This window comes from Pseudomonas sp. Tul2A7 (genome assembly GCF_054790505.1).
This window is the reverse complement of the sequence record NZ_CP186499.1, coordinates 525,520-551,245: the sequence shown is the minus strand read 5'-3', so window position 1 is coordinate 551,245 and position 25,726 is coordinate 525,520. Positions and strand designations below refer to the sequence as shown.

General features: G+C 57.6%; 29 protein-coding genes, 1 tRNA gene and 1 pseudogene. 16 read left to right on the top strand and 15 right to left on the bottom strand.

Annotated features, from left to right (window positions below):
• Positions 1-75: 75 nt before the first annotated feature.
• Together ACOYXJ_RS02595 and ACOYXJ_RS02590 are read right to left on the bottom strand one after the other, a co-directional pair.
• Complete coding sequence (locus tag ACOYXJ_RS02595) at positions 76-957, bottom strand: dihydrodipicolinate synthase family protein (RefSeq protein ID WP_150795500.1); 882 nt, start codon at positions 955-957, stop codon at positions 76-78.
• A 22-nt stretch (positions 958-979) separates the two neighbouring features.
• A complete protein-coding gene (locus tag ACOYXJ_RS02590) occupies positions 980-1,762 on the bottom strand; it encodes an aldolase (protein ID WP_150795501.1) in 783 nt (260 codons plus the stop codon).
• A 106-nt stretch (positions 1,763-1,868) separates the two neighbouring features.
• Between ACOYXJ_RS02590 and ACOYXJ_RS02585 the strand changes: the two genes are divergently transcribed.
• Positions 1,869-2,411, top strand: a complete 543-nt coding sequence (locus ACOYXJ_RS02585; RefSeq protein WP_460367738.1) for a helix-turn-helix domain-containing protein — start codon at positions 1,869-1,871, stop codon at positions 2,409-2,411.
• A gap of 100 nt (positions 2,412-2,511) precedes the next feature.
• Here the strand turns inward: ACOYXJ_RS02585 and ACOYXJ_RS02580 are convergent, their stop codons facing one another.
• A complete protein-coding gene (locus ACOYXJ_RS02580; RefSeq protein WP_460367736.1) occupies positions 2,512-3,531 on the bottom strand; it encodes a DUF4917 family protein in 1,020 nt (339 codons plus the stop codon).
• Between the two features lie 157 nt (positions 3,532-3,688).
• On the opposite strand from ACOYXJ_RS02580, the gene yiaY reads away from it, so the two are divergent.
• From yiaY to ACOYXJ_RS02525, 11 genes are all read left to right on the top strand, one after another.
• Positions 3,689-4,837 (top strand): L-threonine dehydrogenase, encoded by a 1,149-nt coding sequence (yiaY, locus tag ACOYXJ_RS02575; protein ID WP_460367733.1) that lies wholly within the window; start codon positions 3,689-3,691, stop codon positions 4,835-4,837.
• A gap of 68 nt (positions 4,838-4,905) precedes the next feature.
• Complete coding sequence (locus ACOYXJ_RS02570) at positions 4,906-5,808, top strand: LysR family transcriptional regulator (RefSeq protein WP_460367731.1); 903 nt, start codon at positions 4,906-4,908, stop codon at positions 5,806-5,808.
• A 259-nt stretch (positions 5,809-6,067) separates the two neighbouring features.
• On the top strand, positions 6,068-7,261 hold the full coding sequence (locus ACOYXJ_RS02565; RefSeq protein WP_150795506.1) for a CaiB/BaiF CoA transferase family protein: 1,194 nt from the start codon (positions 6,068-6,070) through the stop codon (positions 7,259-7,261).
• Positions 7,258-8,184, top strand: coding sequence for a hydroxymethylglutaryl-CoA lyase (locus ACOYXJ_RS02560; protein ID WP_460367729.1), 927 nt, complete (start codon positions 7,258-7,260; stop codon positions 8,182-8,184). Before ACOYXJ_RS02565 ends, ACOYXJ_RS02560 begins: the two co-directional genes overlap by 4 nt.
• 185 nt (positions 8,185-8,369) lie before the next feature.
• Positions 8,370-9,701 carry an MFS transporter gene (locus tag ACOYXJ_RS02555; protein ID WP_110721316.1) on the top strand — a complete coding sequence of 444 codons (1,332 nt, stop codon included), beginning with the start codon at positions 8,370-8,372 and terminating at the stop codon, positions 9,699-9,701.
• 350 nt (positions 9,702-10,051) lie between these two features.
• On the top strand, positions 10,052-10,786 hold the full coding sequence (locus tag ACOYXJ_RS02550; protein WP_460367727.1) for a PA3715 family protein: 735 nt from the start codon (positions 10,052-10,054) through the stop codon (positions 10,784-10,786).
• 29 nt (positions 10,787-10,815) lie between these two features.
• Positions 10,816-11,544: a PA3715 family protein gene (locus ACOYXJ_RS02545; protein ID WP_150795509.1), complete on the top strand. Its 729-nt coding sequence runs from the start codon at positions 10,816-10,818 to the stop codon at positions 11,542-11,544.
• Between the two features lie 4 nt (positions 11,545-11,548).
• Entirely contained in the window at positions 11,549-11,965 is a 417-nt protein-coding gene (gene fos, locus ACOYXJ_RS02540) for a fosfomycin resistance glutathione transferase (RefSeq protein WP_095113811.1), read from the top strand.
• A 60-nt stretch (positions 11,966-12,025) separates the two neighbouring features.
• Positions 12,026-12,664: a LysE family translocator gene (locus ACOYXJ_RS02535; RefSeq protein WP_194933782.1), complete on the top strand. Its 639-nt coding sequence runs from the start codon at positions 12,026-12,028 to the stop codon at positions 12,662-12,664.
• A 160-nt stretch (positions 12,665-12,824) separates the two neighbouring features.
• Positions 12,825-12,980: a KGG domain-containing protein gene (locus tag ACOYXJ_RS02530; RefSeq protein WP_007911485.1), complete on the top strand. Its 156-nt coding sequence runs from the start codon at positions 12,825-12,827 to the stop codon at positions 12,978-12,980.
• 76 nt (positions 12,981-13,056) lie between these two features.
• Positions 13,057-13,560 carry a DUF4142 domain-containing protein gene (locus ACOYXJ_RS02525; RefSeq protein WP_460367724.1) on the top strand — a complete coding sequence of 168 codons (504 nt, stop codon included), beginning with the start codon at positions 13,057-13,059 and terminating at the stop codon, positions 13,558-13,560.
• Positions 13,561-13,648: 88 nt separating this feature from the next.
• Here the strand turns inward: ACOYXJ_RS02525 and ACOYXJ_RS02520 are convergent, their stop codons facing one another.
• Positions 13,649-14,059 carry a low affinity iron permease family protein gene (locus ACOYXJ_RS02520; RefSeq protein WP_038358294.1) on the bottom strand — a complete coding sequence of 137 codons (411 nt, stop codon included), beginning with the start codon at positions 14,057-14,059 and terminating at the stop codon, positions 13,649-13,651.
• Positions 14,060-14,272: 213 nt separating this feature from the next.
• Here ACOYXJ_RS02520 and ACOYXJ_RS02515 point away from each other — a divergent pair, with 213 nt between their 5' ends.
• Positions 14,273-15,358, top strand: coding sequence for a type I restriction endonuclease (locus ACOYXJ_RS02515; protein WP_150795513.1), 1,086 nt, complete (start codon positions 14,273-14,275; stop codon positions 15,356-15,358).
• A gap of 132 nt (positions 15,359-15,490) precedes the next feature.
• Positions 15,491-16,261 carry a trans-aconitate 2-methyltransferase gene (gene tam / locus ACOYXJ_RS02510; RefSeq protein ID WP_460367721.1) on the top strand — a complete coding sequence of 257 codons (771 nt, stop codon included), beginning with the start codon at positions 15,491-15,493 and terminating at the stop codon, positions 16,259-16,261.
• Positions 16,262-16,565: 304 nt separating this feature from the next.
• Here the strand turns inward: tam and ACOYXJ_RS02505 are convergent, their stop codons facing one another.
• Positions 16,566-17,294 (bottom strand): class I SAM-dependent methyltransferase, encoded by a 729-nt coding sequence (locus tag ACOYXJ_RS02505; RefSeq protein ID WP_186612654.1) that lies wholly within the window; start codon positions 17,292-17,294, stop codon positions 16,566-16,568.
• Between the two features lie 572 nt (positions 17,295-17,866).
• Here ACOYXJ_RS02505 and ACOYXJ_RS02500 point away from each other — a divergent pair.
• Positions 17,867-18,229 (top strand): DUF6124 family protein, encoded by a 363-nt coding sequence (locus ACOYXJ_RS02500; protein ID WP_460367719.1) that lies wholly within the window; start codon positions 17,867-17,869, stop codon positions 18,227-18,229.
• A gap of 172 nt (positions 18,230-18,401) precedes the next feature.
• Here ACOYXJ_RS02500 and ACOYXJ_RS02495 read toward each other — a convergent pair.
• The 4 genes and pseudogenes from ACOYXJ_RS02495 to ACOYXJ_RS02480 all read right to left on the bottom strand — a co-directional run.
• Positions 18,402-19,130 (bottom strand): annotated as a pseudogene (locus tag ACOYXJ_RS02495) (type II toxin-antitoxin system HipA family toxin); the annotation flags it as partial.
• Positions 19,123-19,440, bottom strand: coding sequence for a helix-turn-helix domain-containing protein (locus tag ACOYXJ_RS02490; RefSeq protein ID WP_102900239.1), 318 nt, complete (start codon positions 19,438-19,440; stop codon positions 19,123-19,125). The pseudogene ACOYXJ_RS02495 and the gene ACOYXJ_RS02490, both read right to left, overlap by 8 nt.
• 143 nt (positions 19,441-19,583) lie before the next feature.
• Complete coding sequence (locus ACOYXJ_RS02485; RefSeq protein WP_150795517.1) at positions 19,584-19,991, bottom strand: type II toxin-antitoxin system HicB family antitoxin; 408 nt, start codon at positions 19,989-19,991, stop codon at positions 19,584-19,586.
• 36 nt (positions 19,992-20,027) lie between these two features.
• Positions 20,028-20,207, bottom strand: a complete 180-nt coding sequence (locus ACOYXJ_RS02480) for a type II toxin-antitoxin system HicA family toxin (protein ID WP_095049193.1) — start codon at positions 20,205-20,207, stop codon at positions 20,028-20,030.
• 365 nt (positions 20,208-20,572) lie between these two features.
• On the opposite strand from ACOYXJ_RS02480, the gene ACOYXJ_RS02475 reads away from it, so the two are divergent.
• On the top strand, positions 20,573-21,091 hold the full coding sequence (locus ACOYXJ_RS02475) for a BRCT domain-containing protein (protein WP_150795518.1): 519 nt from the start codon (positions 20,573-20,575) through the stop codon (positions 21,089-21,091).
• 14 nt (positions 21,092-21,105) lie between these two features.
• Here ACOYXJ_RS02475 and ACOYXJ_RS02470 read toward each other — a convergent pair whose 3' ends face one another.
• The 6 genes from ACOYXJ_RS02470 to ACOYXJ_RS02445 form a co-directional block, all read right to left on the bottom strand.
• Entirely contained in the window at positions 21,106-21,291 is a 186-nt protein-coding gene (locus tag ACOYXJ_RS02470) for a hypothetical protein (RefSeq protein ID WP_150795519.1), read from the bottom strand.
• Between the two features lie 253 nt (positions 21,292-21,544).
• A tRNA-Gly gene (locus ACOYXJ_RS02465) sits at positions 21,545-21,618 on the bottom strand.
• A 158-nt stretch (positions 21,619-21,776) separates the two neighbouring features.
• Positions 21,777-22,661, bottom strand: a complete 885-nt coding sequence (locus ACOYXJ_RS02460) for an alpha/beta fold hydrolase (protein WP_077571505.1) — start codon at positions 22,659-22,661, stop codon at positions 21,777-21,779.
• A 316-nt stretch (positions 22,662-22,977) separates the two neighbouring features.
• A complete protein-coding gene (locus ACOYXJ_RS02455; RefSeq protein ID WP_460367715.1) occupies positions 22,978-23,670 on the bottom strand; it encodes a pseudouridine synthase in 693 nt (230 codons plus the stop codon).
• Between the two features lie 33 nt (positions 23,671-23,703).
• Complete coding sequence (locus tag ACOYXJ_RS02450) at positions 23,704-23,934, bottom strand: cysteine-rich CWC family protein (RefSeq protein ID WP_150795521.1); 231 nt, start codon at positions 23,932-23,934, stop codon at positions 23,704-23,706.
• Positions 23,927-25,414: a sensor domain-containing diguanylate cyclase gene (locus tag ACOYXJ_RS02445; protein WP_460367712.1), complete on the bottom strand. Its 1,488-nt coding sequence runs from the start codon at positions 25,412-25,414 to the stop codon at positions 23,927-23,929. The genes ACOYXJ_RS02450 and ACOYXJ_RS02445 overlap by 8 nt, the downstream gene beginning before the upstream one ends.
• Positions 25,415-25,726: the final 312 nt, after the last annotated feature.

The following is a 25,726-nucleotide window of genomic DNA, read 5'->3' as shown; positions in this document are numbered from 1 at the left end:
ACATCATCATCGACTGATACACCGCTTTCGCGAGCAGGCTCGCTCCCACATTGGGTTTTGCGTTTTACCGGGAGATCAGCGCAGGATCTTGAGGATCGCTTGCAGCTGGGTCTGGCCCGCTTCACTCAACGGGAAAACCGGCAAGCGCGGATCGCCCACCTCCAGACCGGTCTGACGCAACCCGGCCTTGATCGTCGCCGGCAAGCCACCCTTCAAGATGAAATCCAGTAGCGGCAACTGGCGATAGAACAGATCCCGCGCCCGATCCAGATCGCCGGCCATGGCCGCGTCATAAAGATCCAGGTTCAACTGCGGAATAAGGTTCGGCGCCGCTGTGCACCAGCCTTTCGCCCCGGCGGCGAACGCTTCCAGTGCCAGTGGATTGCAGCCGTTGTAGAACGGCACCTGGCCTTCGCCGAGCAATTGCAGCTTGTGCATGCGCTGAATATCGCCGGTGCTCTCCTTGACCATGGTCACGTTTTCCACGCCATTGACGATGCGTAGAATCAAATCCACCGACATGTCGGTGCCGCTGGTGGCCGGGTTGTTGTAGAGCATGATTGGCACGCCGATGCTCTCGCCGATGGCACGGTAGTGGGCGAGGATTTCTGCCTCGGTGAGTTTCCAGTACGAAGCCGGCAGCACCATCACCACGTCGGCACCATGGGCTTCGGCGAAACGCGCGCGGCGTACGGCTTTGGCGGTGGTCAGGTCGGACACGCTGACGATGGTCGGCACGCGTTTGGCGACGTGCTTGATGCTGAACTCGGCGACCTGATCCCACTCCGCATCGCTCAGGTAAGCGCCTTCGCCGGTGCTGCCCAATGGCGCGATGGCGTGGACACCGCTGTCGATCAGGCGATCGATCGATTGCCCGAGCGCTGGCAAATCCAGCCCTTCGCCATTGGCGCCGAATGGGGTGATGGTGTAGCCGATGATGCCGTGAATAGTGGACATGGGAGTCTCTCCGTAAATAGGTTCAGTTCAGGCAATCGGCGTGTTGACGCAGGTTCTGCCGGGCGTAGTAGTTGAAGGCAGCGGCGTGGCGTTTCGGCTTGGCGATCCAGTCGTGCGCCTCGCGGCCCAGCTCGGGGATGATCGGTTTGATCGTGCCGGCGGCCATCGCCAGCAGTTGCAGCTTGGCCGCACGTTCGATCAATTGGGCGATGACACAGGCTTCTTCAATGGTCGTGCCGGTCGACAGCTGACCGTGGTGCGAAAGCACAATCGCGCGTTTGTCGCCCAGCGCACCGGCAATCAGCTCACCTTCTTCGTTGCCCACCGGCACCCCCGGCCAGCCTTCGAGAAACGCGCAGTCGTCGTACAGTGGGCACAGATCCATGTGGGAAATCTGCAGCGGCACCTCCAGCATCGACAGCGCCGCGACGTGGGTCGGGTGGGTGTGAATGATGCAGTTCACATCCGGACGAGCGCGGTACACCCAGCTGTGAAAACGGTTGGCCGGGTTGGCCATGCCGTGACCTTCGAGGACTTCCAGGTCCTCGTTGACCAGCAGCAGATTGCTCGCGGTGATTTCGTCGAAACCCAGGCCCAGTTGCTGAGTGTAATAGGTGCCGGGCTGCGGCCCACGGGCGGTGATTTGTCCGGCCAGACCGGAGTCGTGACCGTTCTCGAATAGAATCCGGCAGGTCAGGGCCAGCTTTTGCCGGTCCGTCCACGTATTATCCGCCAGGGTTTTTTGCATCTGGGTCAGCGCTTGCTTGACCAGTTGGTCTTTGGGTAGTGCTAATGTCTTGGCCATGTCTGTGTCCTTTGGGTGATTGCAAATGACACGAAAGAGGCTATATGACACAAAGTGTCATTAGCAAGCACAAATCGTCGCTTCCTTGCTGGAATAACCGCCGCGCATGTCTATCCGTTTGAAATTATTGAGAAAAAAACTTGGCGTAACCCTTGAGGCGCTGGCCGAAAAATCCGGCATGACCAAGAGTTATCTGTCCAAAGTCGAGCGCGGGCTGAACACCCCGTCGATTGCTGCCGCGTTGAAACTGGCGAAGGCGTTGAACGTGAAAGTCGAGGAATTGTTTTCCGAAGACAACGTCAGCCTCGACAGCTACAGCCTGGTGCGCAGCCACGAGCGCCAGTCACTCGCGGCCAATGATCAGAGTCCGGGATATGCGGTGCTGGCCCATCAGGTCAGCGAGCGCAATCTGCTGCCCTTCATTATCTATCCGCCGAGCGAGTTCACCGACAAGACCTTCAAGGAGCATCTGGGCGAAGAGTTTCTGTTCGTCCACGAAGGGCAGGTCGAAGTGGATTTCATGAACGAGAAGGTATTGTTGGAACGCGGTGATGCGCTGCACTTCAATGCGCAGAAACCGCACCGGATCCGATCGGTGGGGGATGTGCAGGCGCAGTTGCTGGTGGTGGTGCACAGCGCTGAAGATTGAGGCGCCCCCAAAAGCTTCGCGAGCAGGCTCGCTCCCACAGGTTGAATGCATTCCAAATGTGGGAGCGAGCCTGCTCGCGAAGGCGTCAGACCGGTTTACATCAAACCTCGACGGGCACCGACAACTTAGGGCTGCCGAGCGCATGGCTCTTGGCATCAAAAAACCGCAACTCAACCCCCGTGCCCTCAAACACCTGCGCGTAATGCCGCTTCTGATGCTGAACAAACGCCGCACTGCGCGGATAAATCGAGATCGCCACCGTCGCAGGCTTCGCCAAACGCAGCGCCCGAACAATGTGCGCATCCTGCTCGCCCAAGGCATGGCCAAAAATGCACAAACTGCCGCCATGCCCCAACAACTGCGCATAACAGAACGACAGGTAATCCGAACTGCGAATGGTCTTGAGCTTGTCCGCACTCGGCCCTTCGGTGACGAACAGCGGCACGTCATCCAGTGTCTTGATCGTGTTGTTGATGGCGAAACTGCCGAGCAGCGTGCCTTCGGTTGAGGTCAATTTGCGCGCGGTGCCGTCCTGATTGCGCACCAGATGCAGGCCACCGTGCAGGTACAACAAGCGCGGTTTGTCGGTGGCAGTTTCGCTCAGATCGAAACTCGCGTTGGCACCGTTGAACAGATCATCGATGGCGTCGCTTTGATGTTGCAGCGCCCAGTAATTAAGCAAGTCGTAATTGGTGGTGAACACCGTGCGATAGCGCGCCAGTTCTTCGTTCAACGTCGCCAGCGTCGAAGGCTTCACCAGTCGCCACGGAATGTGCACGGCGTGCACGGTGTTGATCAGCGCTTCCTTGATCGCGTAGTAGCGATTGCGCGGTGCCGCTGAGCTGACGGCCAACGCTTTGTTGACCCGGCTGGTGGTTTTCAGCGCGCCGAGTACCTGCTCGAAGCTGCGCGTTTGCATGGCGTCGAACACCGCCAGTTCCGACGGGCTCAGCGGTTTCTCCTCGACGGTTCGGGCATTTTCGAACAGCGAGTCATAGCCGAAGTCATCCCACACCGCACGACTGGCGCCATTGCCCACCAGCAAGCCGCTGAAGTCGGTCGCGGCGCGCAGGGTGTTCCAGTCTTCGAGGCTGGCGTCGACATCGAGAAAATCGGTCATTGCGTAGGCGGTCTCAAAACATAGGGGCTGATGGACGGCAACTTTATCACGAGCGGGCATTGAGCCAGATCAACATCACTCGTGACCGATCGGTCGATGCTGTGTCTATCCGCCGAACCGGAGCAGTCGATTCGGCCCCCTGTCAGGAGATGCGCGCATGACCAGCACCTTTTTCATTCCGGCGGTAAACATCATGGGCAACGGCTGCCTCGACGAAGCCATGGTCGCCATTCGCAACTACGGTTTTCGCAAAGCGTTGATCGTCACTGACGCGGGGCTGGCCAAGGCTGGCGTGGCGACGATGGTCGCCGAGAAACTGGCGATGCAGGACATCGATTCGGTGATTTTTGACGGCGCCAAACCCAACCCGAGCATCGCCAACGTCGAATCGGGTCTGGGTCTGCTCAAGGAAAGTCGCTGCGATTTCGTCGTGTCGCTGGGCGGCGGCTCGCCGCACGACTGCGCCAAAGGCATTGCTCTGTGCGCGACCAATGGCGGGCAGATCCGTGATTACGAAGGCATTGATCAATCGAGCAAGCCGCAACTGCCACTGATCGCGATCAACACCACTGCCGGCACCGCCAGCGAGATGACTCGTTTTTGCATCATCACCGACGAATCACGCCACGTGAAAATGGCCATCGTCGACCGCAATGTCACGCCACTGCTGTCGGTCAACGACCCGGAGTTGATGGTCGCCATGCCCAAAGGCCTGACCGCCGCCACCGGCATGGATGCGTTGACCCACGCCATCGAAGCCTATGTCTCGACCGCTGCCAACCCGATCACCGATGCCTGCGCGTTGAAGGCGATGACCCTGATCAGCAACAACCTGCGCCTGGCCGTGCGTGACGGCAGCGACCTCGCCGCGCGGGAAAACATGGCGTACGCGCAGTTCCTCGCCGGCATGGCGTTCAACAATGCCTCGCTCGGGTACGTGCATGCGATGGCGCATCAGTTGGGCGGGTTTTATGACTTGCCCCATGGCGTGTGCAATGCCGTGCTGCTGCCCCACGTGCAGACGTTCAATGCGCTGGTCTGTGCCGAGCGGCTAACCGATGTGGCCCACGCGATGGGCGCCGACATTCGTGGTTGCAGTCCGGAAGAAGGCGCGCAAGCGGCCATCACCGCTATCCGTTGTCTGGCCAAAGACGTTGAGATTCCCGGTGGCTTACGTGAACTCGGCGCCAAGCTCAGCGACATCCCGTTACTCGCCAGCAATGCCCTGAAGGACGCCTGCGGTCTGACCAATCCTCGGGCGGCGGATCAACGCCAGATCGAGGAGATCTTCCGCAACGCGTTCTGAGACGGGTACAGCGATGGCGAACGGCGTTATGCTCAAGGCCCGTTCGCGCCACCATCGCCGAGTCTCGCATGCTGCAAAAAAGCCTGATCCGCCGCCTCGACCTGATCACCCTGCAACTGTTTGTCGCTGTCCACGAAGAGGGCACGCTGACCCGCGCCGCCTCGCGCGAAGCCATCGCGGTTTCGGCGGCGAGCAAACGGCTGATGGAGCTGGAAGAGGCGCTCGGGATCAGCCTGTTCGTGCGTCAGGCCAAGGGCATGACGCTGACCCCGGCCGGGGAAACGTTGTTGCACCATGCCCGGCAGATGCTGTTCAACGTCGAGAAAATGGGCCTGGAGCTCGGCGAACACAGTCACGGTGTGCGCGGCTATGTGCGCATGCTGGCGAACCTCTCGGCGATCATTCAGTTTCTTCCCGAAGATTTACGCGACTTCTCCGCACAGCATCCGCAGGTCAAGACCGACCTGGAAGAACGGCCCAGCGCCGGGGTGATTCAAGGCGTGCTCGATGGCGTCGCAGATCTCGGTATCTGCTCCAACGACAGCGACATCAAAGGCCTGCACAGCGTGTTGTACCGTCAGGACAAACTGGTTGTCGTGATGTTGCCGGAACATCCGTTGGCGGCGCGTGCGTCCGTGGCTTTTGCCGAAACCCTCGACAGCGACTACGTCGGTTTGCACGCCGCCAGTTCGATCAACATGCGCACCCACGCGGCGGCTCGTCAGGCCGGTAAAGTCCTGCGTATTCGTATTCATGTGCCGGGGTTCGATGCGGTGTGCCGGATGGTCCAGGCGAACATGGGCATCGGCATTTTGCCGCAGCGTGCTTATGAATTGTTTGGTCAGGCACTGGGGTTGCACGCGGTGCCGTTGACGGACGACTGGTCGGATCGTGCGTTGATTGTGGTGGTGCGCGATGAGGCGCGGTTGTCGCCGGTGAGTCGATTGTTGTTTGAGCATTTGCGTAGGTAGGGCGCATAGATCTCCAGTGAATGTTCCGGCCTCTTCGCGAGCAGGCTCGCTCCCACAGTGGATATGTGTTGAACCAGAATCTGCAGCCGCCACGAAACCCTGTGGGAGCGAGCCTGCTCGCGAAGACTGATTTGAATTCACCACATCACTCCCGAGCGTTCGCATTTCGCGAACGCCCATTGCCGAGAGACGGCTGGATTGCCCGATCATCGTTCCTCTAGCCTTGGCCACATATTCCAAGAACAAGAGGTACCCCGCGATGACTGCCCCTTTGAGTGCGATCAAAGTGATCGAGATCGGCACCTTGATCGCCGCGCCGTTTGCCGCGCGTATGCTCGCCGAATTCGGCGCCGAGGTGATCAAGATCGAAGCCATGGGTCAGGGCGACCCGTTGCGCAAATGGCGCAAGCTGCACGAAGGCACGTCGCTGTGGTGGTACCTGCAATCACGCAACAAGAAATCGCTGGCACTCAATCTGAAATCTGCCGAAGGCATCGAACTGGTCAAGCAACTGGCCAGCGACGCTGACGTGATCATCGAAAACCTGCGCCCCGGCGCATTGGAAAAACTTGGCCTCGGTTGGGACGTGCTCCACGCGCTCAACCCCAATCTCACCCTCGTACGCATCTCCGGTTACGGCCAGACCGGCCCTTACCGCGACCGTCCGGGCTTTGGCGCGATCGGCGAAGCGATGGGCGGCATTCGCTACACCACCGGCACCCCCGGTTCGCCACCGGCGCGGGTCGGCGTCAGCCTCGGTGATTCGCTGGCCTCGCTGCACGCGGTGATCGGCGCGCTGATGTCGTTGTTGCGGGTCAAGACCGGGCAGGGCGGCGGGCAGATCGTCGACGTGTCGCTGGCCGAAAGCGTGTTCAACGTCATGGAAAGTCTGGTGCCGGAGTACGACATGCAGGGCCATGTCCGCGAACGCAGCGGCGGCGCCTTGCCGGGTATCGCACCGTCCAACACTTACCTGACGGCTGACGGGGCCTATGTGGTGATTGCCGGCAACAGCGACCCGATCTACAAGCGTCTGATGCACACCATTGGCCGCGAAGACCTGGCTGACGCAGAGGAATTCGCCCACAACGACGGTCGCGCCGCCAAGAGCGGTTTGCTCGACGCCGCCATCACTCATTGGACCAGCAGCCTGCCGATTGACGAGGTGCTCGCGGCGCTGGAAGCGGCTGAAGTGCCGGCCGGGCGCATTTATTCAGTGGCCGACATTGTGGCCGATCCGCACTATCAGGCGCGGGACATGCTGCTCAATGCAGAACTGCCTGGCGGCGCGACGGTGAAGATGCCCGGCATCGTCCCGAAACTTTCGGAAACCCCCGGCGGCGTGAACTGGTCGGGGCCAAAACTCGGCCAGCACACCGACGGTATTCTTGCCGGCCTTGGCCTGACTGAACTCGACATCGAACGCCTGAAAAGCCAAGGGGTGGTGCAATGATCACGGACTATTCGCAAACCCTGATCGTCCAGGAAGTCTCGCCGCGCGACGGTTTGCAGATCGAGCCGACCTGGGTAGAAACCGCTGACAAGATCGCCCTGATCAATCAGCTGTCACTGGCCGGTTTCAGCCGTATCGAGGCCGGCTCGTTCGTGTCGCCGAAAGCGATTCCGGCGCTGCGTGATGGCGAGCAGGTTTTCACTGGCATTGAGCGACAGCCTGGGGTGATTTACGTCGCGCTGATTCCCAACCTCAAAGGTGCGCAGCGTGCACTGGAGGCGGGCGCCGATGAACTGAATCTGGTGATGTCCGCCAGCCAGACGCACAACATGGCCAACATGCGCATGCGCTGTGACGACTCGATGGCGGCGTTCGGTGACATCGTTTCGTTCGCCAGCGGTTCCGGTGTGCGCCTCAATGGTAGCGTTGCTACCACGTTCGGTTGCCCGTTCGAAGGTCAGATTGACGAGGATCGCGTGCTGCAAATCGTCGACGCTTATCAGGAACTCGGCATCGCGGGTATTACCCTCGCCGACACCACTGGCATGGCCAATCCGCGACAGGTGGATCGCTTGGTGCGGCGGGTGTTGCAGCGGGTTTCGCCGGCCGATCTGACTTTGCATTTCCACAACACTCGGGGTCTGGGGCTGTGCAATGTGCTGGCGGCTTACGAGGCGGGCGCTCGGCGTTTCGACGCGGCGCTCGGCGGTCTCGGTGGCTGTCCGTTTGCGCCGGGTGCGTCGGGCAATATCTGCACTGAAGACCTGGTGAACCTGTGCGATGAGATCGGTATTCACACCGGTATCGACTTGCCGCTGCTGCTGAAACTCTCGCGCGGCTTGCCGGATCTGCTGGGCCACGAAGTCCCCGGCCAACTGGCCAAGGCCGGACGCAACTGCGACCTGCACCCGATCCCCACCTGACAACACCAATCAACTGTGGGAGCGAGCCTGCTCGCGAATGCGTCGCGTCAGTCGACATCAAAGGTGAATGACACATCGCCTTCGCAAGCAGGCTCGCTCCCACAGAAAAGCGCTCCACAGTGAGTGTGAAAACCAGACAACAAAAACAATCGGACGCCCACCGGCAGTCCGCCTGGAGAAAAGCTATGAGCCTCAATGTAATGGAGGCGGGCGCGAGTCCGTCCGTCGATCACGACGCCGAAAAAGCCTTGGTCAGCAAAGTCGCCTGGCGTCTGATGCCGCTGATCATGGTCTGCTACCTGTTCGCTTTTTTCGACCGCATCAACATCAGCTTCGCCAAGTTCCAGTTGCAGACCGATTTGAGCCTGAGCGACACCGCGTACGGCCTCGGCGCCGGGCTGTTCGTCGTCGGTTATGTGCTGTTCGAAGTGCCGAGCAACATGATGCTCTACAAGGTCGGCGCACGGCGCTGGATCGCGCGGATCATGATGTCCTGGGGCGTGGCGACGGCAGCGATGGTGTTCGTTAACAGCGAGTGGCAGTTCTACGCGCTGCGCTTTGTGATCGGTGCGATGGAAGCCGGATTTGCCCCGGGCGTGCTGTATTACCTGACGCTGTGGTTCCCCCAGCACTTCCGTGGCCGCATCACCTCGATGCTGTTTCTCGCTTCGGCGTTTGCCGGTCTGGTCGGCGCGCCGTTCTCCGGGCTGGTACTGGAGCACCTCGACGGCGTGCTGCAAATGCGTGGCTGGCACTGGCTGTTCCTGCTCGGCGGCGTACCGTGCATCGGCCTCGGTTTTCTGGTGCTGACGCAGCTCAAGGATCGCATCGAGGATGCACACTGGCTGACTGCGGACGAAAAGAAGTTGCTGTCCAGTCGCATCGCCCAGCATGAGCCGCACAAGAGTGGTGGTTCGTTGCTTGCAGCGTTGAAGATTCCCGGTTTTCTGACCTTGGGGCTGATCTACTTTCTGATTCAGGTGGCGTCTTACGGTTTGAATTTCTGGGCGCCGCAATTGATCCGCAGCGCCGGCACCGAGAGCCCGGTGATGATCGGTCTGCTGACGGCCATTCCGTACATTTGCGGGGCGATCAGTATGGTGGTGATCGGGCGTTTGTCGGATGCCACCGGGGAGCGGCGCAAGTTTGTTGCCGGGTTGGTGATCGTGGGGGCGATCGGCTTTTTCAGTGCAGGGATTTTCGCCAGCCACACCACCTTCCTGATCGTCGCCCTGGGCTTGCTGGGCGCCGGGATTATCGCTTCGATTCCGAGCTTCTGGACCTTGCCACCGAAGTTGCTCGCCGGTGCTGGCGCTGGTGCGGCGGGCGGGATTGCGGTGATCAATACGCTGGGACAATTCGGCGGAATCGTCAGCCCGGTGATGGTCGGGCGGATCAAGGACCTGACCGGTAGCACCACGCCGGCGCTATACGTGATTGGCGTAGCGGCGCTGATTGCGGCGGCGTTGCTGTTGTGGGGCTTGCCGCAGAAATTGCGCACGCTTGATAAGTTCTGAGATTTGCGGCGCCTTTTCTGACGCCATCGCGAGCAGGCTCGCTCCCACATTTGATCGCATTTCAACTGAAGAAACGCGATCCCTGTGGGAGCGAGCCTGCTCGCGAAGACTGACTTCCAGACACTGATAAATCACGGATTGGTTCCATCAGTTAACAGCCACCCCATTTTTCTCAAACACACGAATCAACACCACCCTGGCAATAGCCAACATCGCCCCAACGCCCGCAACGCCGTCAACGACTTCTCGCTACCAAGCGGGAAATGCACTTTGGTTTACTGATGATTCGGTTGAAAGGGCCGATACAGCAGGGGATAGTGCGCGGCTGAAAAGTGCTCAAGGAGCGGGAAGTGACAGTGAAGTCTGGCTGGATCGGGTGTGCGGCATTGTGCGGGTGGTTGCTGGCGGGGCAGGCATTGGCCGATTGCACGCCGGCGCCCACGGCGCATGAGATGGATTTTTCCCTCTGCAAGGACTGGCCGGCGTATCCCGGGCTGACGCTCACCGCTGCCGCCAATTTCTCGCCCGATCCGGTGTATGGCGAGTCAGGGACTGTGGGTCTTTACGATCTGCGTTTGGCTTTGGTGGCGAGCGCAGATTCGCAGCCGTTAGCGAGCTTTTATCAGCCCTCCGCATTCTCCGTGGATGCCATCGCGCTTGATGAACTGAAATTCGATACTGCCCGCTATAAACTCTCACCTCAGTTGCAGGCTTTTGGTGTGCGAGTGCGGTTTAAAGGCTCTTCGCGTGTGAATCCTGTGGATGAAACCCTGTTGTCGCTCTATGTGAAAGACGGCAACGCATTGCGTCCTGTCATGAGTCGGCTGGTGGTTTATGAATATGGCGGGGAGTGGGATGGCAATTGTGCGGGAGAGCGCTATGAAACTACGCGAACCGTGGCTCTGGCCAAGACCAGCAGCCGTGGCTATGCCGACCTGATTATCAAAACGATCCGTAGCTCGACTGTTGGCGAGGGCGAAGGCGAGGCGTGTGTATCCAATACCGTCACGCAAAAACCGGTCTTGACGACACTTCGCTATGACGGCAAAAACTACGTAATGCCTGAAGATTTCAAAGGCCTCTAAGACCGATGTCTTTTACTCAAGGAAGAATAATGTTCTCGCGTACTACAGTGCTGGGCTCTTTCATCGCGATGGGCCTTTTTACAATGGCCGCTCAAGCCCAGGCCGCCTGCGAAGTGAAGAAGTTCGACGGCCATTCCCTTTCGCGCTGCAAAGCGTGGCCGGCGTACAACGACCAGTCGATTGCGGCGAAATCTTCATTTCTCTCCGATTCCGGCGACGATGAAATGGGGGTGTTCGATCTGGAACTGGCGCTCGTCAGTTCGACAAGCGGCAAGAGCCTCGCTACTTATGCAAAGCCGGGCGCCTACAATTCCGATGCCATCAGTTTCGACGATCTGACAATCGATACGGCCCGCTACCGATTGGCAGCAGATGTCCGTGCATTCGGATTGCGTTCGAAATTCGCCAGTCACGGCTCCAGAGCCAATCCTTACGCAAAAACCGATTTGGCGTTATATGTGCGCGAAGGCAACAAGTTGCGCCCGGTGCTGGAAGGCTTGGTGATTCGCAAGGAGTTCGGCGAAGGGACGGATGAGTGTGCCACCGAAGACACGCAAATCCGCAGGACAGTTGATCTCGGCGCGACGAGCCACCATGGTTTTGCCGATCTGATCGTCAGCTCGAGTGGTTCAGTTTACAAATCCTTCCTGTCGGGCAAGGAGTGCATCTCGAAAACGATCGATATGAAGAAAACTCGCGTCGTCCTGACCTACGACGGCCAGCAATACATCGTCCCCGAAGACCTCAGAGGTTACTGACCGCATGCTCACCGGCCTCAACCACTTGACCCTCGCCGTCGGCGATTTGCAGCGCAGTCTGGCGTTCTATCGCGATGTGTTGCAACTGCGCGTCGAAGCCACGTGGGACGCCGGCGCTTACCTGTCGCTGCCGGGGCTGTGGTTGTGTCTGTCGCTTGATCCGCTGCGTTCAAGCGAACCGTGCGCCGATTACACCCATTACGCTTTCAGCCTCAATGCAGCCGATTTCTCAACGTTCGTAGCAAGGCTAAAAGCGGCGAATGTGCAGGAATGGCGCGATAACCGCAGCGAAGGTGCGTCGTTCTACTTTCTCGATCCCGACGGCCACAAGCTGGAAATTCACGTCGGCGATCTCGCTTCGCGACTGGGGGCGTGTCGGCAAAAACCGTACGCCGGCATGCGTTTTTACGACGAGTCATGATCAGACACATTTGTCTGTTATAGACTGGCCGCCACGTGTTCTGGCGCTTGCAGGTTTTCCATGACTCCATCGTTGCTAATGGCCGTGCTGGCCTCGGGTTTCATTTATGGCATAACGCCCGGGCCGGGTGTGCTGGCGGTGTTCGGCATCGGCGCAGCCCATGGGCGGCGGGCCGGGGCGGGGTTTCTTTGCGGGCATCTGCTCGGCGATGTGGTCTGGTGCAGCACGGCGCTGATCGCGATTGTCGGTGCCCGGGAAATCGGCAGCACCGCGTTTGATGTGCTCGGGGTGCTCAGCGGCGTGTACCTGTTCTGGCTCGGCTGGCGCGCGGTGCGGGCCCAGCGTCGCAACGGTGACGAGCCGCAGGGCGCGGCGCGCAAGCCGTTCTGGCACGGCATTCTGTTCGGGCTAACCAATCCCAAGGCCTACCCGGTCGCCGTTGCGACCTTCACTGCGTTGCTGTCGAGCCGCGCCGAACTGCTCAACTGGTCGATGCTCCCGGCGCTGATTGCCCTGAGCTTCCTCGGTGGCCTGCTGGCCTACGCTATTCTGATTGGCGTGGTCGGCGCGCAACGGGTACGCACGCTGTATCAGCGTCATGAGTTGCTTATCACCCGCTTGTGCGGCGTGATGTTCATCGGTTTTGCCATCAACGCGCTGATGCATGCGCTGCCGGGGCTGATGCCGAACAAGGCTTGAAAGTGTGTGCAGGGATGCACAATCAAGCGCTCAGGAAGGGTAGGTAAAGCGGCGCCGTTCGTCGCGACAACTGCAACTTTTCTAAACCTTTGCCGGCCAGAAAATTCTCAATCTAGGCGGGCACCTGCTCGCCACGATCATTACCAAGAGGTAGAGAATCATGCCTAATTCAAGAAACTCGAACTCGGGAAACTTCGCCAACGATCGAACCAAGGCCTCTGAAGCAGGTCGCAAAGGTGGGAAAACCACCACAACGACCGTCGACAAAGAGCCAAAACCAGATATGGGCCGCAAGCCCGCTCAGAAATCGAAGTAGTCGGTGAAGGTAGTTTTGATTGAGAGGCGGGGGCGTAAGCTCCCGCTTGAATTTCGCAAGTAAGGAGGGCGCGACCATGAGCCGAATGGCCACCCGTATACGTACCGTGAGTTTTGCATCGCTGTTGGGTCTGTGTGCCTGCAGTGCTTTTGCCCAGTCGCCCGCCGATTTCATCAACGATGCCTCGGCCAAAGGCATGGCCGATATCGAGGCCAGTCGTCTGGCGCACAGCAAGGCCGAATCGAAAGAGGTCAAGGACTACACCATCGTCGTCATCAACGACCGCACCACGGCCAACCAGCATTTGGCGAAAATCGCCAAGAAGCTCGACCTGCCCGTCGCGCCCCGTGAAGAACTGGCCGACAAGGCTAAAGAATTGATGCCGCCAGTGGCCGACGGCGCCTCGTTCGATCAGGCCTACGCCGCCAGTCAGGTCAAAGCCACTGAAGAGGCCATCGAGCAGATTCAGCAGCAAGCGCAGACCACCGACGTGCCGGAGATTAAAGCGTTTGCCGACGAGACATTGCCGAAACTGCAAAGCCATCTGGAGAAGGCTCGCGCCTTACAGGCTAGCCGCTAATCAAGGTTAAAAGATCGCAGCCTCCGGCAGCTCCTACACCTGTTTATGTAGGAGCTGCCGAAGGCTGCGATCTTTTGATTTTAAACCCTCAGCACTCATTCAAATCCTGCTTCGACTTGCTCTTCTCGCCCAGCCCCTCAAGGTTAAATACCTCACCCTCGCCCAACGAGCGGTAGTGCCTGCGCAACGCCTCCAACTGTTTCAGATCCAGCGCCTCCAGCCCAAGCATCGCGTTCTGCGCCTCTTTGGTCACCAACAGCAATTCATCGATCTTCAAATGGAGAATATCGGTATCGCGGTTCTGCGTGTTCTGGATCAGGAACACCATCAGGAAGGTGATGATCGTGGTCGAGGTATTGATGATCAGTTGCCAGGTGTCGTTGTAGTCAAAGATCGGCCCGCTCAGTCCCCACAACCCGATCAGGATCAATGCGCCCATGAAGGTTTTTGGGCTGCCCGCCCACAGCGCGAGCTTCTGGGAGATTTTTGCGAATTTCATAGCGGTGTTCCTTATTGGGGGAGTGCTTGAAATTCAGACATTGGGGGCGTAATGAAAATTCTACTTACATCCATGCCCTTTCGATAAAAACACAGTCGCGCAAAGTCCGCCTGATGGCGAAACTTTCATTGTGTGGGTTTGTGGCTAGTATCAAGTGGAGATCAAATTGCCAGTAGCCCATTACACGGACAGACATCACGCAAGAGGCCACTCATGGAATTCTTCGAAAAGTTAGCCAGCCTAGCCGCCAAAGTGCGGTTGCAGAGCGCCGCAATCCAGACGGAAGAGGCAACGAAAAATGCGTTCGTCATGCCATTTATCAGCACGGTGTTGGGCTACGACGTCTTTGACCCGACTGAGGTGACGCCAGAGTTTGTCTGTGACATCGGTACGAAGAAGGGCGAGAAAATTGATTACGCCATCATGAAGGAGGGCGAAGTACAGATTTTGATTGAGTGCAAAAAGATCGGTGAGCCTCTACATATCAATCACGCCTCCCAGTTGTTTCGGTACTTTCACGTCACCAGCGCTCGAATTTCCATCCTCACCAACGGTCAGGTCTACAAGTTTTTTACCGACCTGGATGCGCCGAACAAGATGGATGAAAAGCCCTTTCTGGAACTGGATCTTCTCGATATCGATGAATACTCAGTCCCCGAACTGATCAAACTGACGAAGTCGGCTTTTGATGTGGACTCGATCATCAATGCTGCCGGCGAACTGAAATATGTCAGTCAAATCAAAAAGGTTATCGCGGCTCAGGTCAGCAAGCCGGATGATGACTTTGTGAAGGTATTCGCCTCCCGTGTTTACGACGGCGTGATCACTCAAAAAGTACGTGAGCAGTTTCATGAACTGACGAGAAAAGCCGTTGTGCAGTTCTTGAATGACCAGATCAATGATCGCCTCAAATCGGCAATGAGTGGTGCTATTCAACCAGCGTTGGCATCTTTGCCGTCCGCCTCTACCGGGACAGATCCAGTCGATCCACGGGATGAATCAGACGACAAGGTTTTGACCACTCTGGAAGAACTTGAGGGTTACCACATCGTTCGTGCTCTGGTTAGGTCGGTGGTTGATGCCAAGCGAATCGTTCAGCGTGATACGCAGAGTTATTTCGGGATTCTGCTGGATGACAACAATCGCAAACCTATCTGCCGGCTGCATTTCAATCGGTCACAGAAGTACATCGGTATCTTTGATGAGGAAAAAAATGAGACCCGCCATCCGATCAGCTCTGTCGATGACATCTATGAGTATTCGGATCATCTGAAGAAAACGGTTGGCTATTACGATTGATAAAAGAACCGGCCTTGAGGGCCGGTTTTTTTATGAGCATGCAGACACCCTTTGCAACGTCTCGCTCTGGAACTGCTCGCGGCGCTGCCTGTATCGTGTCGAACCGCTGAAATGTCCCGACAGGAGAACGCAATGAGTTGGTCCGCCAAACAATACGTCGCTTTCGAAGATGAACGCACCCGCCCGGCCCGCGATCTGCTGGCGGCGATTCCCACGCCTGAAGCGCGAACAGTGGTCGATATCGGTTGCGGTCCCGGCAACTCGACGGAGCTGCTGGTGCAGCGTTTTCCGGGGGCGAAGGTCAGCGGGCTGGATAGCTCGGCAGACATGATCGACGCGGCCCGCAAGCGCTTGCCGGATCTGCGCTTCGCTGTCGCCGAGATTGATAAGTGGGCCGATGCAGGGCCGTTTGATGTGATCTTCGCTAATGCCGTATTGCAGTGGGTGCCGGATCACGCGACGTTGTTGCCGACTTTGGCCAGCAAGCTGTCGGCGGGTGGCAGCCTGGCGATCCAGATGCCGGACAACCTCAATGAACCCTCCCACCGTTTGATGCGTGAAGTCGCCGCGAATGGTCCGTGGGCGAGCAAGCTTTCCGGCGCTGCGGGGCAACGTACCGACATGGCGAGCGCCTGTGATTATTTTTCGATGCTGCGACCACACTGTGCGCGGGTCGATGTGTGGCGCACCACCTATCACCATCAGCTAACTGGCGGGGCAGCGGGGGTGGTGGAGTGGTTCAAGGGGAGCGGGTTGATTCCGTTTTTGAGTCCGCTGACCGAGGCGGAAAAGGCACAGTACCTGGAGCAGTATCTGATGGAGGTTGGGAAGACTTATCCGGCGTTGGCGGATGGCTCGGTGTTGTTGCCATTTCCACGGTTATTTATCGTTGCGACGCGCTGAAATAAATTGGGTCTGTTGTTCGGCTTGAGATTTTTGGTGCGCTTTCGGACGGCCCCCTCACCCCAGCCCTCTCCCAAGGGAGAGGGAGCCGATGCGTGTCGCTTCCAAAACCTGAGTTCGCCTCGATTTTGCACGTCGGCGTAGCTCGTACTGGCACTGCAGTCAGTCCCCTCTCCCAAGGGAGAGGGAGCCGATTGGTGTTTTTTCCATAACCTGAGTTCGGCTGGATTTTGCACGTCGGCGTAGATCGTACTGGCACCGCGGTCAGTCCCCTCTCCCTCTGGGAGAGGGTTAGGGTGAGGGTTCAGCGCTGCACCGCCACCAACATCATCATCGGCCGCTCCCGCTCTTCCGCCAGCGCCGGTTGCGCCGCCACTTCAGCATCGCTCGGCCCCCATTCATTGACACGTCGAATCGAGAACCCCGCATCGATCAGCGAATTGAGCAATGTCCCGACCGTACGATGCTGCTTGATCACGCCTTCAGCCAGCCAGTTCGTCACCCGCTCACCCTCCAACTGATAACTGTCCAGCGGCCAACGCTTGTTACCTTCACTATCCACAAGCCAACCCGGATTACGCGGTGCCATAAAGATCGGATGCTCAATGGAAAACACAAAGTGCGAACCCGGTTTGAGCGCCGCATACAGGTGCGCAAACAGCCCCGGCAGATCCTTGATGTAGTGCAGCGCCAGTGAGCTGTAAGCCAGATCAAAACTGCAGGCGGGCAGGTCGAGCTGTTCCAGATCGGCGCGCTCATAGCGAATATTCGCCGCCGTCGTGGTCTCCCGCGCCCGCTCCAGCATCTTCTCCGAGACATCAAGCCCCAAGACACTGGCCGCGCCATTCTCGATGGCCCAGCGACTGAACCAGCCATAACCGCAGCCCAGATCCACCACATTCAAACCGTGCATGGATGGCAACAGCGCCTTGAGCGCCGGCCACTCCGGCGCCGCGTCGAGGCCGCCGATGGAGCGGTTCATCTGGCTGTAGCCCTGAAAAAACTCGGGATCGTCGTAAATGTTTTGCGTCATGGTGAAGTGCTCTTTTGAGTTCGATCGTCAGCGGCAACGTGGCCGCGATTGGAATCCCTCGAAAGTGATGGCGCGTATTCGTTGATGGCCGCGCAGGGGGAGGGTGGTGGTCGATGAGGAAATGCTAGTCGGTTGGGCGAGAGGTGAAAACCGGTGGAGTGTTGTGGGTCTGTAATGTCGGGGAAAACGCTATGTTTTATCGCCGCGTAAACATCTTCCGAGCGAAGTGTTTAAAGGCGTGCGGTGTTACGTCCTGAAGCCTACAAATCCTTGCGCCGTTGCCTACCGCTACGCCAGAATCCGCCGGCTTGTGCGCTTTAGGGGCGGTCGGTAACTTGGTTCGCGTCACTGATTTCCAGTGATCGGGTTTAGTAGCCCGGTATCCTCAATCTAAATAGCTGCATGAGTACCACTCAGTCAGGCGAATGCCTGCACCTGATGGTGGCTGTGCGCATGGCGCCCTCGGGTGCGCCGGATTTGGATTGGGGTCCGGTCTACTAACTTGCGCACAGCTGCCACCCATCCGTTTAGTAGCGAGATCGGTTGCGGCCTTACTAAAAGGTCTCAATCCAATGTTCAAAGTTACGCCCAATCCGCCGGAAACCGATCCGGCATCCCCCTACGAATCACCCAATTCCAAGAAATTCCACGAAGCCGCCGAACGCGCGCTCGACCACTACCTCAGCCCCACGGCCAGAATCATGGGTTCAACCCACGAACCCGAACCGATGTATCTCGCCAACCCTAAATACGACACCGAATCCCTGCTGGCCAACGCCAGCGAAACACTCGGCTCGGCCACCACCATGCTCAACAACTTCGCCGCGTTGCTGGATACCTCACACCGCAAGACAGCGCTCGGCATTGCACAGGTGGTTATGTTGGGCGAATTGGCGGTGAATCAGGCACTGGATCAGGTTGTGCCGGAAGGTTAACCCTAACGCTTTAAGAAGCCAAAGAAACCGGCCAATTAGCGCCGGTTTCTCGAGACTGCTAACTGGCAGCAAGAATTCAGGCAAGTAGCCCGATGTTTTGGTCGATGCGTTGTTGAATGGTGCGCAAGGTTTCCTGGGTGATCACACCCGGATACAAACTTTCAGCCATGGCTGAGACAAAAGCGGCCATTCCCTCAGACAGGCTGAAATAACGAGTGTCAGGAGTCTGGATACCGCACAAGCGTAAACATTCGGCATAGACCATTTCGATGGCGCACACCTCGGGATGTTCTTGCTGAGCCGGAAACTTCACCAACCAGGCTTCGAAACCGGGAGTGGCAGCCGTAGTGAAGGCGTCAGTGTGCGGATCGCGATACACCAGCGCTTTGGGTCGGGCGCCCTGTGGAGAGCCTCCGATCAGTAGCAGCTTCTGGAGAAGCTCTCCACCTTTACCTTTGAGTACCTCCTGCACTTCGGACGCGAGCAACTCGATGGGAACATGCATTTACGGTTCCAGCGCCTCGGGTGCAACAGGTTCAAACGACATGGTCCCCATGGCATTGTTGCCAATGTAGGCTAGCCGCTCCAAGGGGCCTACGCGCGCGGGGTTGAGGCCTCGACGTTTGAACAATCGGTCCATCAGTAACATGCCCCAGCCATCCGGCAGCGAGTCATAAACCGGCCCAGGCAGTCCCAACTGATGTGACGGGAAATCCCGGTTTAACCTGGCTCCCTGTAATGGAAGCTTCAAGGAGGAGAGTTCCAGTCCTCTGTTTTTTGCCTCATCGCTGTACTCAAACATGACCTGCGGGCGACCGCTCAGGGCTTTCGTCGTAGCAAGTGTGCCCCACCGCCAACGTTCACCCCAGCCCGCGTAGTAGACGTCAACTTGTTCAAGCATTGTCGGCTTTCCTTTTAATGCGATGACGCTTGGCCGTCTTTTCGTAGCGAATCATATCGTCAAGAGTTTCGAGCCTTGGCAGAAACAACCCTTCGAGCTCCTTTTCGCGTCCGAGAACCATCGCCACTCGCACCATGTTGTCGAAACTCACATTACGACCGGCTTCAAGGTTTGACACCGTATTCGTCGCAATGCCTGCGCGAGCGGCCACGTCTGCTTGTGTCATCTCCAAGGCCAATCGCTCTGTGCGCAGGCGTTGGCAAATCCGTTTGACGATCTCGCTCGCGGTAGTGAGGCTTAAATCCAGCATGTCGTGTGTACCGTCGGCGTTCAGTTTTGATTATCAGTACACAATATAATGTGGATTAAACCGAAAAATATCATTTAACTCACAAGAAAATGTAATTAGGTTTAATGGGTAGGATAGGCCAGCACGGGTTGACGCGCCAAGGTTCAACCCTGCTGCAAAACTTTCAGAGCCGCCGACGCCAGAAAGCCCGAGCGGCTTTTTTCTTCCGGGTGATGCAACACATACTCGTCAATGCGGTTGAGCAAGTGCCCCGGCAGGGTGATGTTGAGCTTTTGGGCTTTGCCCAAATACTTGAGCACATCGATATCCACCACGGCCCATGCACAACCGGCGTATTTCGGGTTGGCTACGTGCAGGCTCAGTTTGCTGGCCGCTGGAATGGGGGCGTCGTCGTCCGCGAGAATCTCGAAATGACCTTCGATGGCTTCGCGAGCCATGGCGACGGCATCGTCCAGATCCTCTCCGGCGGAAAAGCATCCAGGAATGTCCGGGACTTCTACACCCCAGGCGTGTTGGTCATCGCCAAATGAAATCGCAATCGGGTAGAGCATATTCGTTGTCCTCCATGGCGCAACTGACTCAGAGGGTCAAAGCAGCGCCTGCTGCAAAATACTGATGGCCGTTTTCTTCAGCAGATCCTTTTTCGGATGTGGCACGGTGACCAGTCCTGGTTTGGTCGGATGCTTGAAGTGGTGGTGACTTCCTTTGATCCGTACCAGATACCAACCGTCTGCGACGAGTTGGCCGATTAAAAAACGGCTATTCACAACACCTCCCTGTGGTGTGCTTGGTGGGTACTATACCCATTGAATTAATATGATCAACACTATAACCACCGGTCGGTCGTCTTCCGCTGACGGGCGGGGTCGCTTACCGCAGTCTAGGTAAGGCAGACGCGATGGTGAGGTGGGTGTGTTACCGGGTTTTGCTCATGTTCATGTGGCGATCTTTCGCTGCAAAATAATGGAACACATCTTTTTCTGACGTCACTCTCGGGCTGCTAACGTTGAACTCTAATGGGCGAAGGTCATGGACATTCAACGAGCCTGTTGAAAGGAAATCACCTCTCGATAAAGCCGGCGTAGTAATGCATGGAATTTGGCCATGTGATCGTCAGAAGGGAGTGAAACGGATGTCGACTCTAAAATTCAGCTATAGAGATGCAAAGGGCGATTTAAGTCAGCGAGAGTTGATTCAATGGTCAGAAAATTCGGCTTACATTCAAGGACGATCTGCCAGCGATACCTTTCCTAAAACCTATCGAAAGGATCGCATCATCGAAGTATTGCTTGGGGCTGAGCTGCTCTTGAACGAGGCCGCTCCTCCTTCTCCGAGGCTTCAGCACGACCGAAAGCCACCGGCGCTCGTTGCTTTAGAAGCCGCTTCGCAAACGCCTCATCCGAAAATGTCACCGGGTAGGATCAATCAAATTCTTTTCACTGGGTTCGCAGCTGCACAACGGGCTGAGCTTGAGCAAAAAGCAGTGGAATATGGGTTGAAGGTCATGAGTACGGCAGGCAAGACGCTGACGTTTCTTTGTTATGGCGAAAATGCGGGGCCAACCAAAGTTTCCAAGGCGCTTGAGGCTGGAGCTTTCATCATCAACTCAGAGCAATTCTTGAATCTGATCACAACGGGAGAAATCCCCTGAAGTCATCACGTCGCTCAGCCTGCGCATTGAACTGCGCCAACCGACGAATGCTTGTTACATGCAGCCAGCATCACCTCATTCTGCTTCTTGGTAGCTGCGGTCAGCACTTCACGGTAAACGCGCTTTTTTTCGTGGGATTTCGCATTACGGATGAAGTCTGCGAATAGGCTTGCGTACTCCCCTTTGAATCCGATTGTCATGGAATTGCTCCGTCATTGATCCCAGGCATGGGCATCATTTCGTGCCTCGCATACTTCTCAAGGATTGTCGTTAGAGAGAACAAAAGCGTACAGGTGGTGGGTGCAGCTTCAACCAGCGGAGTGTTTCTGAATCGTTCCACGCTTCCCAAATGACCAACCTCAAATCCCAGCCACAAAAAAACCGGCCCTATAGGCCGGTTTTTGCTGTTCCTGCATCCCCCGTCAAAAAAACCAACGTGAGACAAAAATTGAGTGGAGCGGGTAGAGGGAATCGAACCCTCGTCGGAAGCTTGGGAAGCTACTGTTCTACCATTAAACTATACCCGCTCAGAGCGGCTGACTTTGTACCAGACTCGGCCACGGATTTGAAGTTTTTCTTTTACTCATGAACGCTTTAAATCACTGAAAACGGTCAATCGCGGGCGAGCACTGCGGTGAGAAAAGCAAAATCTCAGCCCGGCAGCCTCGCTCGCGACGACACCCTTTCAAATAGCCAATGCATGTTGATCCTGAACAAACGAGTAACGCGTTCGGCTGGTCTGCTGCGCCGGTTTCAGAAAACCGAGCAAGGCGTTCTGGCTGTCGCGGCATGCCGCTTTGTGTTCCATATCGAGAAAGTGCCCGGTGGCTTGCAGCGTGGTGAACGTGCTCTGCGCCACGTGGTTGCCGAACAGGCGTGCGTCTTCGGCGGCGGTGTACTCGTCCCATTCGCCGTTTAAAAACAGCACTGGCACGTTGATCTTTTTCGCTGCGTTCAGATAGCACTGCCGATCGCTGTGCAGTACGTCGCTGATGTGGAAGTGCATCTGCCCGTATTCGTGCTCGGCGAGGCTGCTGACGTGGCGATAGTTGAAGCGTTTGAACAGTGACGGCAGGTGTTTGCCGATGGTGTTGTTGACCAGATGGCCGACGCGGTCGCCGTCGCGCTGGCCGAGGTAGTCGACGCCGCGTTCGAGGTAATCGAGCATGTGCGCGTTGATCACCGGCGAGAACGAGCTGATCACCGCCCGTTCGATGCGCCGTGGCTGCTGGGCGAGGGCGACCAGGGTCGCGGCGCCGCCCCAGGAGAACGACAGCACGTGTTCGGCGGCGAAGTGGTCGATCAGTTCGAGCAGAATCTGCCCTTCGACGTCCTTCGTCAGATGTTTCTCGTGACGGTTGTGGGCTTTTGACCGGCCCGCGTAGGGCTGGTCGTAGCAGACCACGTTGAATTGCGGGTGCAGGTTTTTCACAGTCTGTGCAAACGACGCAGTCGTGGCCATCGAGCCGTTGACCAGGATGATGGTCTTTTCTGCGGCGTCTGCGCGATAGAACTCCGTGTAAACCCGATACTGACCCTGTATATCCAGCACAGCGATTTCTGGCCTCATGTCATAAGACTCCTGGCAAGCAAGCGGGTATGCGCGCAAATAGAGATTGCACGAGCTTTGTGACAGGTAGGCATACGCCTGGAATTTGCTTGGCCCATGTCGATCCATGACTGCGGTCGACGGGTGTTGTTATTGGCGGGCAGTCTGCCGGCTGAGGCGGAGCCTTGAAGGCTCTCTACCGGCAAAAAGTTTCTTGGATGTATGTCGTGACTCATCGGTCACAATCTGGCCGACGTCCTGATTCAAGCAGGGGAGTCGGGATCGCGCAAGTGCCGTTGGTAAATTGTTCGACAACTTCTGCTGAGCGGTCGCCGGCTTAGAACAAATGGATCTCTTCGGTGCGCAAAGCGCGGTACTCGCCCGGTTTTAGCGCGTTATCGAGGTGCAGAAGACCCATGGATTCGCGGTGCAGGCGCAGGACTTTGTTGTTGAAGAAACCAAACATGCGCTTCACCTGATGGTAACGCCCCTCGACGATGCTCAACCGCGCCGAGCGTGGCCCGAGCAGTTCCAGTTGCGCCGGTTGCGTGGTCAGGTCCTCGAAGGCGAAGTAGATGCCCTCGGCAAAGGTGATCGCATATTCCGCGCCAATCTCCTGTTCGGTCTCGACGTAATAAACCTTCGGCAGTTTGGTCTGCGGCTGGGTCAGGCGGCGCGACCACGCGCCGTCGTTGGTGATCAGCATCAGGCCGGTGGTGTTGAAGTCCAGGCGTCCGGCGATGTGCAGATCGTCCTTGTCCGGCTCATCGATCAGGTCGAGCACGGTCGGATGTTGCGGATCGCTGGTGGCGCTGACGCAGCCCGGCGGCTTGTGCAGCATGAAATAGCGCGCCGCTTTGCCGACTTGTAGCACTTCGTCATCGACTTCGACGCGGCTGAACTCCAGCACTTCACTGTGCGGATCGCTGACGACTTTTCCGTCAAGCCGCACGCGCTTTTCCACCAGCAACAGGCGAACCTGCTGACGGTTGTAGCGGGGCAGGTTGCTGAGGAAACGGTCAACGCGCATGTTCAGTGTTCGATGAATGAAGGGCCGCGCATCTTACGGGATCGGCCGCTTGGCCGCTTGCAGTTGCGCCTCGACCTGCGCGCAACGCGGGCACAGGCAGGATTGGTCGCGCAGTTCTGACGGCAGCGCTTCAAGCACGGCCGGGTCGATGCTCACGCCATAGCACCAGCATTCGCGGTCGGCGGTGCGCGGGTCGGCGAGGCTGCAGTCGTTGCGGGCGCCGCAGGCCGGGCAATGGTCGGGTTTAACGTCGGAATCAGGCATAAGTCGAGTGAGGCATTTCCACGCAGGTGCGGTTACGGCCGGTGTGTTTGGCCCGATACATCGCATGATCGGCCCGCGACAGCAGGCTGTGCAAGGTGTCATCGCGTTGCAGGGTGGTGGCGCCGATGCTTACCGTCAGATTGAGACGGTGGCCGTCGTAGGCATATTCGTGCTGTTCGACGTGTTGGCGGATCTTCTCGGCAATTTTCTGACCAGTGTCGCCGTCGGTGTCCTTCAGCAAAACGATAAATTCCTCACCGCCCCAGCGACAGACAATGTCGGCATGGCGCAGGCAGCTTTGCAGGTCGCGGGCAAAACCGATCAACACTTGATCGCCGGCCATGTGCCCGTAGGTGTCGTTCAATACTTTGAAGTGATCGAGGTCGAGCAGCAACGCCGTCAGTGGTTTGGTCTCGCGTTGCGCTTCGTGCAGGGCTTGCGCGGCGAGAATGTCGAAACCACGGCGATTGGGCAGTTCGGTGAGGCTGTCGAGGGTGGCCTGCGCCTGAATTTTGCTTTGATAGCGTTTGATCACGCGGTTGAGCAGCGCCAGCACAATCAGCGTGACCAGCAGGCAAATCAGCAGATTCAGGTACAGCGACTGACGGATTTCACTCAGCGCGCCATCCTCACGTTTATCAACAAACAGATACCAGTTCAGCTCCGGAATAAACCGCACGTTGAGGAAATGCCCCTGACCGTGGGCGGAATATTCGTAGCTGCCGCTGTGCGGTTTCGGCAACTGGCTGACCAGACTCTTCATGCTCTCCAGTTCACTCAGGCTCTGGCCAATGTGCGCGCCTTCCGGGCCACCGTCGGCGCCGGTCAACACCAGTCGGCCGAAGGTGTCGACGAAGTACACGCTGCGTTGATAGCGCTGTTGATACTTGTCGATCAACTTGATCACCGCGTCCACGGTCAGACCGACCCCGGCCGCACCGATGAAGCGGTTGTGGTAGTCGTAAACCTTGTAGTTGATGAAGAAGGTCAGGTTGTCTTTGTTGGCCAGATCCGGGTCGACGTTGATCTCGTACGGATCCTTCATGTCGCGCACGCGGAAGTACCAGGCGTCGCGCGGTTCGTCGACCTTGACCTGCTTGAGCACGCCTTTGGCGTGGTAGTAGGTGAGGGTGCTGTTGGAGACGAAGAACGCCGTGTAGGCGCCGTAATGGGTCATGACTTCGTCGAGGTAGCGGGTCATCTGCTCGGGATTTTGCTCACCGTTGACCACCCAGTCGCGCATGAAGGTGTCGCGGGACATCATCGAGGAAATCAGGATCGGCCTGACGAGGTCTTTCTGGATTTCCGAGTAGACCGTGTCGGAGGTCAGCGGCAGTTCGGTGTTGACGATGTTGTCGCGGATCGACGCGCGAGAGGCGTAGTAGCTGAGCAACGACGTGGCGAGAAACGCGGCGCCGAGCAGGGCGATCAGCGTCAGGACCAGTGAGCGTTGCGAGTACAGGGGAGAACGAAGCGGCATGGCAGATCCGTTAGCAGTGGCCCGATGGCATGCATTCTAGTGGGATGGCCGGGAAAAGACTGCGGGATTTATGCCTGAAATGGCGGGGGATATGACGTAGAGGGTGTGTCAGCAGGATCGCTCCCTCACCCCAGCCCTCTCCTGGAGGGAGAGAGGGCTAGATTGTGGTGATTTCAAAAATTGTCTTCGGCTCAGTATCACCGAATGGCAACTATCTTAAAGACACCCCGGTCAGCCCCTTCTCCCTCCGGGAGAGGAGTCTAAATTGTGGTGATTTCAAAACCTGAGTTCGCCTCGGTTTCACCGAATGAC